Source organism: Pseudomonas sp. BF-B-26 (genome assembly GCF_019956495.1).
Classification (GTDB): Bacteria; Pseudomonadota; Gammaproteobacteria; order Pseudomonadales; family Pseudomonadaceae; genus Aquipseudomonas.
This window is the reverse complement of sequence record NZ_JAHBDP010000071.1, coordinates 1-14,733: the sequence shown is the minus strand read 5'-3', so window position 1 is coordinate 14,733 and position 14,733 is coordinate 1. Positions and strand designations below refer to the sequence as shown.

Below are 14,733 nucleotides of genomic sequence, written 5' to 3'. Positions count from 1 at the left end.
TGAAAGGACGCGATACCTGAAGACCTGTATCGCACCCTTACAGCCTAAGAACTGCCGCCCCCGTCCAGAACATCAATTTGCACCCCATCGAGTAGTGCATTTGCACCTAACGCTGAGCCTTGGGCCGCCACTCGCTGGAGAACAAACCGCGCTCGCGAGCCCAGACAATCGCCTCGCTGCGACTGTGAACATCGAGCTTGGAATACACCGTCGAGACATGGTTGCGCACCGTATTCGGTGCAAGTTTGAGCCGTGCAGCGATTTCCTTGTCGGCCAGGCCTTCGCAAATCAGGCCAAGCACATCACGCTCGCGGGCAGTCAGGTCGGTGAAAGACACACTAGGCAACAGCGGCGAGTTGACGTTTTTCACGTTAGCGAGTTTCTCGATGAGCGTGCGGCTGAACCAGGAGGCGTCTTTCATGACCTCTTCGATCGCCGACACCAACTCCAGCTCCGTGCGTTTACGTTCGGTGATGTCCATAAACACCAGCAGGTAGCAGGGCCGGTCCTGAATGTTCACGGTGTCGGCCGAGACCGCACAATCGATCAGCCCGGCGCCTTTCTTGCGTACCCGGACATCGACACGATCCACGCTTCCGTTTTTTTCCAGCGCCGTAAACAGTCGCGCGCGGGCACCTGTGTCATCAATAAAATCGATCTGCGTTACCGATTTACCAAGCACTTCCTCACTGGAATACGCGAGCGTATCGAGGAAGGCTTCATTGACGTCCATCACCACCTGATCGACGGCGTTGCACACCAGGATCGGCACAGGGGTCAGTCGAAAAGCCTTGGCAAAACGTTCCTCGCTCTGGCGCAGGGCGACTTCGGCTTTATGCCGAGGCTCGATGTCGACGAAGGAAAACAGCATGCAGGCTTCGTCGTTCAGTTCAAGGGGCTGGCCAGCGACGATCACCTGTTTGCTGCCACCTTCGGCTAACTGCAACTGCGCCTGCATTTGCGGAATGGTCACCCCTTCGCGCAACCGCTGCTTGGCCAGGTCTCTGTTTTCGGCGCCCTCCAGCACGTCCAGTTCATAGGTCGAACGGCCGATCACCTGATCACGGGTATAGCCGGTCATCTCCAGGAAACCCGGGTTGACCTTGATGTAGCGTAAATCGCTGAGGCGACAGATCACCGCCGGGGCCGGGTTGGCATTGAAGGTTTTTTCGAAACGCTGTTCGGCGCTGGCCCACTCCGTGACATCGTTCATGATCAGCACCAGCGACTCCGGCTTGCCAGCGCTGTCGGCCAACACCATGCTGCGCACGCTGTGAACCCAGGTGCGCTCTTCGTCGTCGGCAGGCGTCACCTCAACCAACACATCACTGAAGGACTCGCCTCGGGCGACGCGGCTGATCGGATAATTGTCGGTCTGAACCGGGTGATTATTGCGATAACGCAAGGCGAAGCGCTTGGCGTACTCCCTGGCATCCGCCCCCAGCTCGCTGAGTTGCCCGACGCCGTGCATGGCCAACGCGGCGTCATTGGCCCAGAGAAGGGTCTGGTCGAGCTCCAGCAGAATCACCCCATCGGACAGGCCGGCGATGATCTGCTGCAACTGACGGCGATTGGTTTCGGTGGTCAGGACGTCCTGGCTCATTGGATCTCCACGCGTACGGCGGCGCATTCATGCGCCGCCCTGTGAAGATTACGACCGCGAGGGGGTGGGATAGTGCAAATGGCTCACCTGCGGGATCTTGCGAACGCGATCCCTGTGACGAGGACGGCAAATTTCCGGAGGTGAGATCTTTGTGCTCGCCTATACTCAAAAGGGTAAATAGTTCTGCTGGGCGCGATTGGAAAGCTATTGATAAATATGGAAATTTAAAGGCTTGGGTATCCTTGGAGATTGCTGGTTAAAGAATATTTCTCTGTGATGATTTGGTGTCGTGAGGATTTGATATGAACGTCTTGTTGAAAGAACTTCAGGCCTATCATCATGAGGTGGCTATAAAAATTACTCAGATCAAAGAGTTGCTGAGAAAGATGAAGCATGAACCCGATGGTGCTGATGACTGCAATCTGTTGTTCAAGATGCTGGAAACCTTGCATGGTGATGCAGAGCGACACCACCACGAAAATGAAGAACTTATTCGGCTGGCCTTGCTAGCGACTGAGGCACCGATCCACCAACGGGTCAAGGATATCGAGCGAGATCACCAAGCATTTGGACGCATTGCCGGACAGTTGAAGACATTGGAGGACACAACTCTGGAACCGAGAGTAATTGCTGACACTGTCGAGGATTTCATCAAAAAATATTTCGATCATATGGACTCGGAGGAAAATATTTTCTTTCCGGTGGCAGATAAGTGGCTGTCAGACGATCAGTGGCAGGAAATAACGCGTCAATGGCATTAATTGGAGCTCACCGTATACCGTCAATATTGCAAATCCCTTCGCTCTGGGGCACAACGCCGCTGCACTGCGTCACTGCACATCCAACAAATCCTGCAACCCCGCCAACTTCTCCGGGTTACGCATGATGAAAATCCGGCTCACCCGCCCCCCTTCATCAAAACCAAAGGTCATCGACGCAGTAATGACCCCGTCCGCCTTGATGATCACGCCTTGAGCACCATTGATTTCGCTGGGCAGCCATTCGCAAGTCTGCCAATAGACGTGCAACGACTGGCCAATGAAATCCAGCACGCTGGACATGCCAGACAACGTTTCGCGGATCGCCGAGGCCTTGCCGCCGCTGTCGGCGCAGAGTTCGACGTCTTCGCTCAGCATCGCCATCAGAGCGTTGGTCGAGCCGCTGGCGATGGCGCTATGGAAGGCGTTGAGCAACTGGTCCTGACGCGCCGGTTCCGGCTGAAAGCGCGTTTGCCCGCTGCCGAGGCTGGCCTTGGCTCGGGACACCAGTTTGCGGCAGGCAGCCTCTTGAACCCCGACCGCATCCGCGACTTGCGCGTAATCCATGTCGAAAATTTCGTAGAGCAGGTACGCCGCACGCTCCTTGGGGGTTAACCGCTCCAACAGCAACAGGAACGCGGTGGACAGCGACGAGGCCAGTTCATGCCGGTGTTCGGGTGAGTCGTGATGGGTGGTGTGAATCGGTTCCGGCAGCCAGGTGCCGATGTAATCAACCCGCGACGTGTGAGCAGAGCGCAGCAAATCGATGCAGTGCCGGGTGCACGCCGTGGTCAGCCAGGCGGCCGGCGTGGCAATGGCGGCGCGGTCGGCCTCCAGCCATTTGATGAACAGCTCTTGCACGACATCCTCGGCTTCGGCGCGGGAGCCGAGGATGCGATACGCCAGACCGAGCAAAAAGGGCCGGCGCTGCTCGAACACAGCGGCGGCGTTTTCAGCGGAGTTCATCAAATCAGTGCCTCGACACCTGCAAACGGTTCCACAGGTTGATCATGCCGATCTCGGCCGTCAAGGCACCGATTTGCGCGTCATTGAAGTGGTCGCGCAAGTCACCGCGCAGGCTGGCGTAGTCGGTCTTTTCATCGAGCACGGTCAGGGCTTCGGTCCAAGCCAGGGCGGCGCGTTCGGCGGCGCTGAAATCACTGACGTGGCGCCAGACGATCAAGCGGTCCAGCCGTTCGTTGGTTTCATTGGCCTCACGGGCCTCGCGAGTGTGCATCTTCACGCAGAAACCGCACTGGTTAATCTGCGAGGCACGCAGGTGCAGCAAGTGTTTGAGGGTTGGGTCCAGATCGTGGCTGTCGAGGGTGACATGGACCTGGGTCAGGCTTTCGAACACCTGAGGAATCGATTGCAGCAGGTTGACCGGTTGGGTATTGGACGACATCGTGTTGCTCCACTGTTTGGGGGATTCAACGAGATGACGATCCAGCGTTATGGTTTGTGACGCGCCGATAAAAACTTTGATCTTTTGGTCGTAGCGCCTTCTCGCGGCGGCTGCCCTAAGCTCAGGTAAAAGAGTGATTTAATGTTGTCCCTTACCTGCCTGGAGAGTTGCCATGATGCTGGATACGCTGCATTTCACACCTTGGTCCGCGTTGGCAGGCGGAGCGTTGATCGGCGTGGCGGCCAGCGTGATGGTCATGGCCAATGGACGGGTCGCCGGGATTAGTGGATTGCTCGGCAGTCTGCTATCGCCAGGTGATTCGGGACGGGGCGAAAAAGCCTTGTTCATCCTCGGACTACTGGCGGCGCCCCTATTGTGGGCGCTGTTTCAGGTGTGGCCGACCATTGAATTCAAGTCCGGCATCGTCGGGTTGATCATCGCCGGACTGTGCGTCGGCATCGGCACCCGTTATGGCTCTGGTTGCACCAGTGGCCACGGGGTGTGCGGTATCTCGCGGCTGTCACCACGCTCCATCGTCGCAACGTTGAGCTTCATGTTCGCGGGCTTTGTGACCGTGTTTGTGCTGCGCCATCTACTGGGGTTTTGAACATGAAAAAACTCACGGCTTTCCTCGCCGGCCTGTTGTTCGGCATCGGCCTGCTGTTGGCCGGCATGGCCAATCCGGCCAAAGTACTGGGGTTTCTCGATATCGCCGGTCTGTGGGATCCCTCCCTGGCGCTGGTGATGATCGGGGCGATTGCCGTGGCCTGGGTGCCGTTTCACTGGGCCATGAAACAATCCAAGTCATTGCTGGGGGAGCCTATGCAGTTGCCGGTCAGTCGTGAACTGGATCGACGCTTGATCGGTGGCAGTTTGCTGTTCGGGGTCGGTTGGGGCATTGCGGGCATCTGCCCCGGGCCGGCGCTGGTGCTGTTGCCGACGGGGCATTGGCAGGCGTGGGTGTTTGCGATTGCCATGCTGGCGGGGATGTTGCTATTCAGCCTGTTGCAAGCGCGTCGTTAAATCGCCTCGCCAGGTCTGCCTCTAGAAGTCGTAGCCTTCGGCGGCGCACTCATTGCCGAAGGCTACGGTTTTTTGCGTTTCAGGCCGCCAATTCTCCGCTGGCAATCGCCGCCGAAGCCGCCAGCATCGCCCGCAACAACACCGCACACCCGGCCGCCAGGTCATCCGGCGCGGCGTTTTCGATTTCGTTGTGGCTGATGCCGCCTTCGCACGGTACGAAGATCATCCCGGTCGGGCCGAGTTCGGCGAGGAAGATTGCGTCATGCCCTGCTCCGCTGACGATGTCCATGTGCGACAGGCCCAACCCTTGAGCAGCACCGCGTACCGCTTCGACGCAACCTTTGTCGAAGTACAGCGGCGGGAAGTCCGCAGTGGGTGTGAGTTCGAAGGTCAGGCCATGTTCCTCGCAGGTGGTTTCGATGACTTCGCGGACTTCGGCGATCATCGAGTCCAGCCGCGCCGGTTCCAGATGCCGGAAGTCCAGGGTCATGCGCACTTCGCCGGGGATGACGTTGCGCGAGCCGGGATAGGCTTGCAGACAGCCGACGGTGCCGCAGGCGTGGGGTTGATGGCCGAGGGCGGCGCGGTTGACTGCACCGACGATCACCGCGGCGCCGACCAGGGCGTCCTTGCGCAGGTGCATCGGTGTCGGGCCGGCGTGGGCTTCGACGCCGCGCAGTTTCAGGTCGAACCATTTCTGCCCGAGGGCACCCATCACCACACCGATGGTTTTGTGTTCGTCTTCGAGGATCGGGCCTTGCTCGATATGGGCCTCGAAATAGGCGCCGACGGCATGGCCACTGACCTTGCGCTCGCCAGCATAGCCAATGGCGTTCAAGGCTTCACCGACGGTGACGCCCTCGGCATCGACCTTGGCCAGGGTTTCTTCGAGGGTGAATTTTTCTGCGAATACACCGGAGCCCATCATGCACGGAGCGAAGCGTGAGCCTTCCTCGTTGGTCCAGACCACGACTTCCAGCGGCGCTTCGGTTTCCACGCCGAGGTCATTGAGGGTACGCAGCACTTCGACGCCGGCCAGTACGCCGAAGCAGCCGTCGAACTTGCCGCCGGTGGGTTGGGTGTCGATGTGGCTGCCGGTCATCACCGGCGGCAGGTTCGGGTTGCGGCCGGGGCGGCGGGCGAAGATGTTGCCGACGGCGTCGATGCTGACGGTGCAACCGGCCTCCTCGCACCAGTTGACGAAAATGTCCCGGGCCTGGCGGTCGAGGTCGGTCAGGGCCAGGCGACAGACGCCGCCCTTGACCGTGGCGCCGAGCTTGGCCAAATCCATGAGCGACTGCCACAGACGGTCGCGGTTGATGTGCTGATGGGTGGACTGCAGAACGTCTACGGCAGCGTTCATGATGATCTCCTCAGGCAGTTGTTATAGGTTTCTTCAGGCATTTCTTGGGTGTATTCGAGGCCGTCTTCGCGGGCAAGCCCGCTCCCACAGTGAATCGGGTGTACACAGCATTTGTGTACGACCTCAATCCCTGTGGGAGCGGGCTTGCCCGCGAAGAGGCCCGTATTCACACCGGAGATTTCGCAACAGACGGGCTGGGCCGCATCGAGCACAACCCGTAATAAATCAGCCCTCCCAGCACCGAGCCGGTGAACCAGCCATAGTCGTAGAACCAACTGAATGCATTGCTGCCGAGCGACAGCAGCGTCAGCGCCACCGGCACGCCGAACGCGATGAACCCTAACCAGTTCCACGCAGGGTAAACGTCATCGCGATAGAGGCCGGCCAGGTCCAGTTGCTGTTTCTTGATCAGGAAATAGTCCACCACCATGATCCCGGCGATCGGGCCCAACAGGCTCGAATAACCCAGCAACCAGTTGGAATACACCGTCTCCAGGCTTAAATCCGAGACGATCAAACCGAGCTTCTTCAACAGCTCATGGGCCATCAGCGCCAAGCCGACCAGGCCGGTGAGCATCACCGCTGTGGTGCGGTTGATGAGCTTGGGGGCGACGTTCTGGAAATCGTTGGTCGGCGAAACAATGTTGGCCGCCGTGTTGGTCGACAGCGTGGCGATGATGATCAGCGCCATGGCCAGTGCGACCCAGACCGGGCTCTGGATATGACCGATCAGGGTGACCGGATCGGAGACGGTGACGCCCACCAGTTTTACCGAGGCGGCGGTCATCACCACGCCGAGGGAGGCGAACAGAAACATGGTCAGGGGCAAGCCGATAATCTGCCCGACGATCTGATCCTTCTGGCTTTTTGCATAGCGGCTGAAATCCGGAATATTCAGGGACAAGGTGGCCCAGAACCCGACCATGGCGGTCAGCCCGGCGGCAAAGTAACTGACCACGCTCGCGCCTTCCGGACGTTTGGCCGGGATCGCCAGCAACTCAGTCATCGACACGTTCGGCATCGCCCATACCAACAGGCCCACACCCACCAATATCAACAACGGCGCCGAGAGGGTTTCCAGCCATTTGATCGAGTCCGCACCGCGTATCACCACCCACAGGTTCAAGGCCCAGAACATCATGAACCCGATCACTTCACCGGTACCGCCAAGGGATTTCCAACCGTCGAACACCGAGCCGAGAAACAGGTGAATGGCCAGCCCGCCGAACATCGTCTGAATGCCGAACCAGCCACACGCCACCAGCGCCCGGATCAGGCATGGAATGTTGGAGCCGAGGATGCCGAAGGACGAACGCAACAACACCGGAAACGGGATGCCGTATTTGGTGCCGGGAAAGGCGTTCAGGGTCAACGGGATCAGGACGATGATGTTGGCGAACAGAATCGCCAGCAGCGCTTCGCCGACGCTCAGGCCAAAATACGCGGTGAGCACGCCGCCGAGGGTGTAGGTCGGCACGCAGACCGCCATGCCAATCCATAGCGCGGTGATGTGCCATTTGTTCCAGGTGCGTTCGCGCACCTTGGTCGGTGCCATGTCGTGGTTGAAACGGGGGCTGTCGAGGACATCACTGCCGGCTTCGAGCTCAAACAAGCCGTCGCGCTCGGTCACTTGCGATCTGATCTGTTGCATGGCCGCTCCACTGTTCTTTGAATTATTTTTTGCTCATCAGGGGCTGGCGGCATCAATTAACGTGCCGGTTACCCCGTTTGCGCATCGGGCAGTTCCATAAAAACTTTGTAACCAACTGATGTTTATCAGTTTTATTTAAATAGCCGATGAGTCATCGGTTACTTGCTTGTTCACTCAGGCCAAATGCCAGGCAAGTTGTCCGAACAGTCAGGACTCAATCTGGTGCACACCACTTTTTTTCAACGTCGCGCATCAACCATAGACCATCCTCAAGCGGCTGATTTCACATAAGAAATCTCGTCTATTTTTACAACCTGTCAAGTGCGTCAAAATGGTGAGAGGCCTCACCATTTTGGTGATCTAACGATTTAATCGTTAATTATCAGTTACTTAAAACATATATAAGCTTATAAAAAATATTCTTGCTCAATCCTCAAACTCAGACTAGCGTTTATTCCTGACAGCGCTGACAGGAATACACCTGTTTGCGCAGGCTTCATATAAAACATTTAGAACCGGCACCAGTCGGTCATTGCCTGCGAGGAACTCGGAATGTCTCTGTTGATCCGTGGCGCCACCGTTATTACCCATGATGAAAGTTATCGCGCCGACGTCTATTGCGCCGACGGCGTGATCAAAGCCATCGGCGAAAATCTTGATGTTCCGGCGGGTGCCGAAGTGCTCGACGGCAGCGGCCAATACTTGATGCCCGGTGGCATCGATCCGCACACGCACATGCAACTGCCCTTCATGGGCACGGTGGCCAGTGAAGACTTCTTCAGTGGCACCGCGGCAGGACTTGCCGGTGGCACGACGTCGATCATCGACTTTGTGATTCCCAACCCGCAGCAATCCTTGATGGAAGCCTTTCATCAGTGGCGCGGCTGGGCCGAGAAGTCGGCGTCGGATTACGGTTTCCACGTCGCGATCACCTGGTGGAGCGAACAGGTGCGCGAGGAAATGGCCGAGCTGGTCAGCCAACACGGGGTCAACAGCTTCAAGCATTTCATGGCCTACAAGAACGCGATCATGGCCGCCGACGACACTTTGGTTGCGAGTTTCGAGCGCTGCCTGGAATTGGGCGCCGTGCCGACCGTGCATGCGGAAAACGGTGAGCTGGTCTATCACCTGCAACGCAAGTTGATGGCCCAGGGCATGACCGGCCCCGAAGCGCATCCGTTGTCGCGCCCTTCGCAGGTGGAAGGTGAAGCGGCCAGTCGGGCGATCCGCATCGCCGAAACGTTAGGCACGCCGCTGTATCTGGTGCATGTCTCGACCAAGGAAGCCCTCGACGAAATCACCTACGCCCGCAGCAAGGGCCAACAAGTCTACGGCGAAGTCCTGGCCGGGCATTTGCTGCTGGACGACAGCGTCTATCAACACCCGGACTGGCAGACCGCCGCCGGTTACGTGATGAGCCCGCCCTTTCGTCCGCGCGGACATCAAGAGGCGCTTTGGCACGGTCTGCAATCGGGCAACCTGCACACCACCGCCACCGACCACTGCTGCTTCTGTGCCGAGCAAAAAGCCGCCGGCCGCGACGACTTCAGCAAGATCCCCAATGGCACGGCCGGTATCGAAGACCGCATGGCGGTGCTCTGGCATGAAGGGGTGAACACCGGGCGTTTGTCGATGCAGCACTTCGTGGCGCTCACCTCCACCAACACCGCGAAAATCTTCAACCTCTACCCGCGCAAAGGCGCGATTCGCGTGGGTGCGGATGCGGACCTGGTGCTGTGGGATCCGGAAGGTACGCGGACGATTTCAGCACAGACTCACCATCAGCAAGTGGACTTCAACATCTTCGAAGGCAAGACCGTGCGCGGTGTGCCGAGCCACACCGTCAGCCAGGGTCGGGTGGTGTGGGTCGATGGTGATTTGCGCGCCGAGCGCGGTGCCGGGCGGTATGTCGAGCGGCCGGCGTATCCGGCGGTGTTTGATTTGCTGAGCAAGCGGGCTGAGTTGAACAGGCCGACAGCGGTGAAACGCTGAAATCGAGGCCTTCGGCCTTCGCGAGCAAGCCCGCTCCCACAGGGGAATGCATTTCAAATGTGGGAGCGGGCTTGCTCGCGAAGGCGGCAGCCCTGACGACGAAAAGCTCAATGCCCATCAGAGGCAGTACCTCAATAACCGTGAGGCCAACACCGTGATCAAGACCCTGAACCACCTCCCGCATCCGCACGAGAATGCGGCCGCCCTCGCCGGCCATTTCACCGATCTGGCGCCACCGCTCAACGACCGCCAGGCCCATCTGGAAGCCTCGCGCTGTCTGTATTGCTACGACGCGCCGTGCGTGAATGCCTGTCCAAGCGAGATCGACATTCCGTCGTTCATCCGCAATATCCATCAGGAAAACGTTCAGGGCGCCGCGCAGAAAATACTCTCGGCGAACATCCTCGGCGGCAGTTGCGCCCGGGTGTGCCCGACGGAAGTGCTTTGCCAGCAAGCCTGCGTGCGCAACAACGACCATGAATGCGCACCGGTGCTGATCGGCCTGTTGCAGCGTTACGCCGTCGACAACGCACACTTCAGCGAACACCCCTTCACCCGTGCTGCCTCAACCGGAAAGCGCATCGCCGTGGTCGGCTCCGGTCCGGCCGGGTTGTCCTGCGCTCACCGCAGTGCCATGCACGGTCATGACGTGGTGATTTTCGAGGCGCGGGAAAAGGCTGGCGGCCTCAACGAATATGGGATCGCCAAGTACAAACTGGTGGACGATTACGCGCAGAAGGAACTTGAATTTCTATTGGAAATCGGCGGAATCGAAATCCGCCACGGGCAGAAACTTGGAGAGAACCTGACCCTCAGCGATCTGCATCAGCAGTTCGATGCGGTGTTCCTTGGGCTGGGCCTGGCCGCCAGCAAACAGCTGGGGCTAGCCCATGAAGATGCACCGGGCCTGCTCGCCGCTACTGACTACATCCGCGAACTGCGTCAGGCCGATGACCTGACCCAACTCCCCCTCGCTGACCGTTGTATCGTTTTGGGCGCCGGCAACACCGCCATCGACATGGCCGTGCAAATGGCACGTTTGGGGGCACGCGACGTCAATCTGGTGTACCGCCGCGGTTTCGAGGAAATGGGCGCGACCGGTCACGAACAGGACATCGCCAAGGCCAATCAGGTGCGCCTGTTGACGTGGGCTCAACCTGAAGAAGTGCTACTCGATGATCAAGGCCAAGTACGCGGCATGCGCTTCGCCCGTACAGGGTTAGTCGAAGGTCGCCTGCAAACCACCGGCGAAACCTTCGAACTGGCCGCAGACGCCATCTTCAAAGCCATCGGCCAGGCCTTCGACGCCAGCGCCCTCGCCGACCCACTGGCCCGGGAGCTCAAGCGTCAAGGCGAGCGGATTCAAGTGGACGAAAACCTGCGCACCAGCATCCCCGGCGTGTACGCCGGCGGCGACTGCACCAGTCTCGATCAGGACCTCACCGTGCAGGCCGTGCAGCACGGCAAACGGGCCGCCGAGGCGATCAACGCCCAACTCATGCTCAACGTGGAGGCTGCGTAAATGGCCGATCTCTCGATTGTCTTCGCCGGCATCAAAGCCCCCAATCCGTTCTGGCTGGCCTCCGCGCCACCGACCGACAAAGCCTACAACGTGGTTCGCGCCTTCGAGGCCGGCTGGGGTGGCGTGGTCTGGAAAACCCTGGGTGAAGACCCGGCGGCGGTCAACGTGTCGTCGCGTTACTCGGCGCACTTCGGTGCCAACCGCGAAGTGGTGGGTTTCAACAACATCGAGCTGATCACCGATCGCTCGCTGGAGATCAACCTGCGGGAAATCACTCAGGTCAAAAAGGACTGGCCGGACCGCGCGCTGATCGTGTCGCTGATGGTGCCCTGCGTCGAAGAATCCTGGAAAAGCATCCTGCCCCTGGTGGAAGCCACCGGCGCCGATGGCATCGAGCTGAACTTCGGTTGCCCGCACGGGATGCCGGAGCGCGGCATGGGTGCGGCGGTCGGCCAGGTGCCGGAGTATGTCGAGCAGGTCACCCGTTGGTGCAAGACGTATTGCTCGCTGCCGGTGATCGTCAAGCTCACACCGAACATCACCGACATTCGCGTCGCCGCCCGCGCAGCCCATCGCGGTGGTGCGGATGCGGTGTCGTTGATCAACACGATCAACTCGATCACCAGCGTCAACCTGGAGCGCATGGTCGCCAATCCCGCCGTGGGCAGTCAAAGCACCCACGGCGGTTATTGCGGTTCGGCGGTGAAGCCGATTGCGCTGAACATGGTCGCCGAAATCGCCCGCGATCCACAGACCCAAGGCCTGCCGATCTCCGGCATTGGCGGCATCAGCAGCTGGCGCGACGCGGCGGAATTCATCGCGCTGGGCAGCGGCTCGGTGCAGGTGTGCACGGCGGCGATGCTGCATGGCTTCCGGATTGTCGAGGAGATGAAGGACGGGTTGTCACGCTGGATGGACAGTCAGGGCTACGCCAGCGTGTCTGATTTTTCCGGGCGTGCGGTGGGCAACACCACGGACTGGAAGTACCTGGACATTAACTATCAGGTGATTGCCAAAATTGACCAGGAGGCCTGCATTGGTTGCGGTCGTTGCCACATTGCTTGCGAAGATACTTCGCACCAGGCGGTAGCGAGCCTTAAGCAGGCGGACGGGACGCATAAGTATGAAGTGATTGATGATGAGTGCGTGGGGTGCAATCTGTGCCAGATCACGTGCCCGGTGCAGGATTGTATCGAGATGGTGCCGATCGAGAACGGGAAGCCGTTTCTGGATTGGAATCATGATCCGAGGAATCCGTATCACGTGACAGTCTGAACGGACGCCATCGCGAGCAGGCTCACTCCCACATTGGAATGCATTTCAAATGTGGGAGCGAGCCTGCTCGCGATGAGGGCGGCAGCTGCTCCGCAAGCTTCAAGGTTCTAATCCAATCCCCCGCAAGATCACACTCGTCACCGTCTGCACCGCCCGCTCGAACTGCATGTCCGACAACGGTTGATGGTCATTCAGAATATTCACCTGATGATCAAAGTCGGCGTAGTGCTGGGTCGACGCCCAGATCATGTACAGCAAGCTCGAAGGTTCCACCGGCAGGATGCGTTTGTCATCCACCCACTGGCGAATTTTCGCTTCTTTCATCTTGGCCCAGTCGTACAGACTGACGTCCAGTTTCTCACCCAGGGTCGGCGCACCATGGATGATTTCGTTGGCCCAGACTTTGGAGCCGTAAGGCCGGCTGCGGGAGTGGTTCATCTTGGCGCGGATGTAGCTGCTGAGCACCACGCGCGGGTCGTCGAACATCTCGAAGCACAGCGCGTCCTGTTTCCACACTTCCAGCAAACCCAACAGCACGGCGCTGTACAGCTCACTCTTGGTACTGAAGTAGTAATGGAGGTTGGAGCGCGGCAGTTGCACTTCGGCGGCGATGTCGGCCATGGCGGTGCCACCGAAACCTTTTTCGGCGAAAACCTTTTCGGCTCCCAACAGAATTTTTTCGACGTTACTGCGACGAATCTCGATCTTGTGATTGCCCATGAGGGCTCCCTGACAACAGCGTTGCTCAAGACTAGCATCCGCTCTACCTCGCGGCGACAAGGGAAAACGAAACTTCGTACAGCCAGCTTCTCGCAGGTAGACTGAGCGCCTTTTCGAACCCGCCTCAGAGGTGTTCCACGATGCTGCTCAAGAAAACCCTGACCACCGTCGCCCTGCTCGGCTCGCTGTTCGTCGCTTCATCTGTATTTGCTCACGCCCATCTGAAAGCCCAGACCCCGGCCGCCGACAGCACGGTGGGCGCACCGTCGGAACTGCGCCTGGTGTTTTCCGAAGGCGTTGAAGCAACCTTTTCCAAAGTCACGATCAGCAAGGACGGCAGCAACGTGCCGGTGAAGAGCCTCGCCACCGAAGGCAGCGACAAGAAAACCCTGGTCGTCACCCCGGCCGCACCATTGGCAGCGGGTGCCTACAAAGTCGAATGGCACGCGGTGTCGGTCGATACCCACAAAAGCGAAGGCGCCTATAGCTTCAAGGTTGGCCAGTAATTCATGACGAGCGCGCTGGTGCTGTGCCGCTTTGTGCATTTCACCGTCGTGCTGATGCTGTTCGGTGCGTGGGTGTTCAGGCCTCTGCTGGTCAATGGCGACGCTGGACATCTGGATCAGCGACTGACGAAAACAACCCGCTGGCTGGCGGCGGTGGCGTTGGTCACTGGCGTTAGCTGGTTGCTGCTGATCACCGCCAGCATGGCCGGTTCGTGGGAAGCGGCATTCGATCCGACGACCTTGCGACTGGTGCTGGGCAATACATTTTTCGGCCAGGTCTGGCGCTGGCATTTGCTGCTCAATGCGTTGTTGGTCGCGCTGCTGATGACACCCTTGCGTGCAAACCTGCCCCTGCGAATCGGCCTCGCCAGCCTGCTGCTGGCCACCCTCGCCCCGGTCGGCCACGGGGCCATGCTCGATGGCCTCAACGGCCAATTGTTGATCCTCAATCAAATCATTCACCTGACCTGCGTCGGCGCCTGGCTCGGCGGCTTGATGTTGTTGGTGATGATCCTGCGGCAGCCGACAGTGCATTCCATCAAGGCGACCTTGCAACGCTTCAGCGGCATTGGTTACGTCTTGGTGGCGGGGTTGGTGATGACCGGGTTGATCAACGTGCGGGTACTCACCGGGCAGTTCTGGCCAACGCCGTTGCTGTCCGGGTTTGCGCTGATACTGTTGATCAAGGTTGTGCTGGTCGCCGCGATGCTGGGGCTGGCGTTGTTCAATCGGCTGCAGATCAACGATTGCGAACAGCGTCCGACTGCTCTGAAAAGCAGCGTCATCTTCGAATGGTTGCTTGGGATGGGAGCGGTGGCAGCGGTTTCACTTCTGGGCACCATGCCCCCGATGATCGTGAGCTAAACACAAAACCTGTGGGAGCGAGCCTGCTCGCGATGACGGTCTGACATTCAC

Annotated in this window: 14 protein-coding genes; 8 read left to right on the top strand and 6 right to left on the bottom strand. The window is 59.1% G+C overall.

All coding sequences use genetic code 11. From position 1 onward, the window contains the following. Positions 1 to 106: 106 nt before the first annotated feature. Positions 107 to 1,603 carry a helix-turn-helix transcriptional regulator gene (locus tag KGB03_RS14055; RefSeq protein ID WP_111452250.1) on the bottom strand — a complete coding sequence of 499 codons (1,497 nt, stop codon included), beginning with the start codon at positions 1,601 to 1,603 and terminating at the stop codon, positions 107 to 109. 302 nt (positions 1,604 to 1,905) lie between these two features. Between KGB03_RS14055 and KGB03_RS14050 the strand changes: the two genes are divergently transcribed. Further along, positions 1,906 to 2,364, top strand: a complete 459-nt coding sequence (locus KGB03_RS14050; protein WP_223527319.1) for a hemerythrin domain-containing protein — start codon at positions 1,906 to 1,908, stop codon at positions 2,362 to 2,364. A 69-nt stretch (positions 2,365 to 2,433) separates the two neighbouring features. Here KGB03_RS14050 and sigJ read toward each other — a convergent pair whose 3' ends face one another. Both sigJ and KGB03_RS14040 read right to left on the bottom strand, forming a co-directional pair. Continuing rightward, positions 2,434 to 3,327, bottom strand: a complete 894-nt coding sequence (sigJ, locus tag KGB03_RS14045) for an RNA polymerase sigma factor SigJ (protein WP_223527318.1) — start codon at positions 3,325 to 3,327, stop codon at positions 2,434 to 2,436. A 4-nt stretch (positions 3,328 to 3,331) separates the two neighbouring features. Further along, entirely contained in the window at positions 3,332 to 3,766 is a 435-nt protein-coding gene (locus tag KGB03_RS14040) for a carboxymuconolactone decarboxylase family protein (RefSeq protein ID WP_223527317.1), read from the bottom strand. Between the two features lie 172 nt (positions 3,767 to 3,938). Here KGB03_RS14040 and KGB03_RS14035 point away from each other — a divergent pair, with 172 nt between their 5' ends. Next, positions 3,939 to 4,373 (top strand): YeeE/YedE family protein, encoded by a 435-nt coding sequence (locus KGB03_RS14035; protein ID WP_111452246.1) that lies wholly within the window; start codon positions 3,939 to 3,941, stop codon positions 4,371 to 4,373. A 2-nt stretch (positions 4,374 to 4,375) separates the two neighbouring features. Further along, a complete protein-coding gene (locus tag KGB03_RS14030; protein WP_111452245.1) occupies positions 4,376 to 4,789 on the top strand; it encodes a DUF6691 family protein in 414 nt (137 codons plus the stop codon). Between the two features lie 79 nt (positions 4,790 to 4,868). Here KGB03_RS14030 and KGB03_RS14025 read toward each other — a convergent pair whose 3' ends face one another. Together KGB03_RS14025 and KGB03_RS14020 are read right to left on the bottom strand one after the other, a co-directional pair. Then, the gene (locus KGB03_RS14025) at positions 4,869 to 6,152 is read right to left on the bottom strand and encodes a Zn-dependent hydrolase (RefSeq protein WP_223527316.1); all 1,284 of its coding nucleotides are present in this window, start codon (positions 6,150 to 6,152) and stop codon (positions 4,869 to 4,871) included. A gap of 166 nt (positions 6,153 to 6,318) precedes the next feature. Then, complete coding sequence (locus KGB03_RS14020) at positions 6,319 to 7,803, bottom strand: NCS1 family nucleobase:cation symporter-1 (protein WP_218537860.1); 1,485 nt, start codon at positions 7,801 to 7,803, stop codon at positions 6,319 to 6,321. Positions 7,804 to 8,355: 552 nt separating this feature from the next. On the opposite strand from KGB03_RS14020, the gene hydA reads away from it, so the two are divergent. The 3 genes from hydA to preA all read left to right on the top strand — a co-directional run bounded on the left by hydA (position 8,356) and on the right by preA (position 12,592). Continuing rightward, positions 8,356 to 9,795: a dihydropyrimidinase gene (gene hydA, locus KGB03_RS14015; RefSeq protein WP_223527315.1), complete on the top strand. Its 1,440-nt coding sequence runs from the start codon at positions 8,356 to 8,358 to the stop codon at positions 9,793 to 9,795. Positions 9,796 to 9,949: 154 nt separating this feature from the next. Then, positions 9,950 to 11,317: an NAD(P)-dependent oxidoreductase gene (locus KGB03_RS14010; protein ID WP_223527343.1), complete on the top strand. Its 1,368-nt coding sequence runs from the start codon at positions 9,950 to 9,952 to the stop codon at positions 11,315 to 11,317. Next, on the top strand, positions 11,318 to 12,592 hold the full coding sequence (preA, locus tag KGB03_RS14005; RefSeq protein ID WP_223527314.1) for an NAD-dependent dihydropyrimidine dehydrogenase subunit PreA: 1,275 nt from the start codon (positions 11,318 to 11,320) through the stop codon (positions 12,590 to 12,592). A gap of 99 nt (positions 12,593 to 12,691) precedes the next feature. Here the strand turns inward: preA and KGB03_RS14000 are convergent, their stop codons facing one another. Next, complete coding sequence (locus KGB03_RS14000) at positions 12,692 to 13,312, bottom strand: TetR/AcrR family transcriptional regulator (RefSeq protein ID WP_008149783.1); 621 nt, start codon at positions 13,310 to 13,312, stop codon at positions 12,692 to 12,694. 140 nt (positions 13,313 to 13,452) lie between these two features. On the opposite strand from KGB03_RS14000, the gene copC reads away from it, so the two are divergent. After that, positions 13,453 to 13,818, top strand: a complete 366-nt coding sequence (gene copC / locus KGB03_RS13995; protein ID WP_111452237.1) for a copper homeostasis periplasmic binding protein CopC — start codon at positions 13,453 to 13,455, stop codon at positions 13,816 to 13,818. A gap of 3 nt (positions 13,819 to 13,821) precedes the next feature. Then, entirely contained in the window at positions 13,822 to 14,682 is an 861-nt protein-coding gene (gene copD, locus KGB03_RS13990; RefSeq protein WP_223527313.1) for a copper homeostasis membrane protein CopD, read from the top strand. The last annotated feature ends 51 nt before the right edge of the window (positions 14,683 to 14,733 follow it).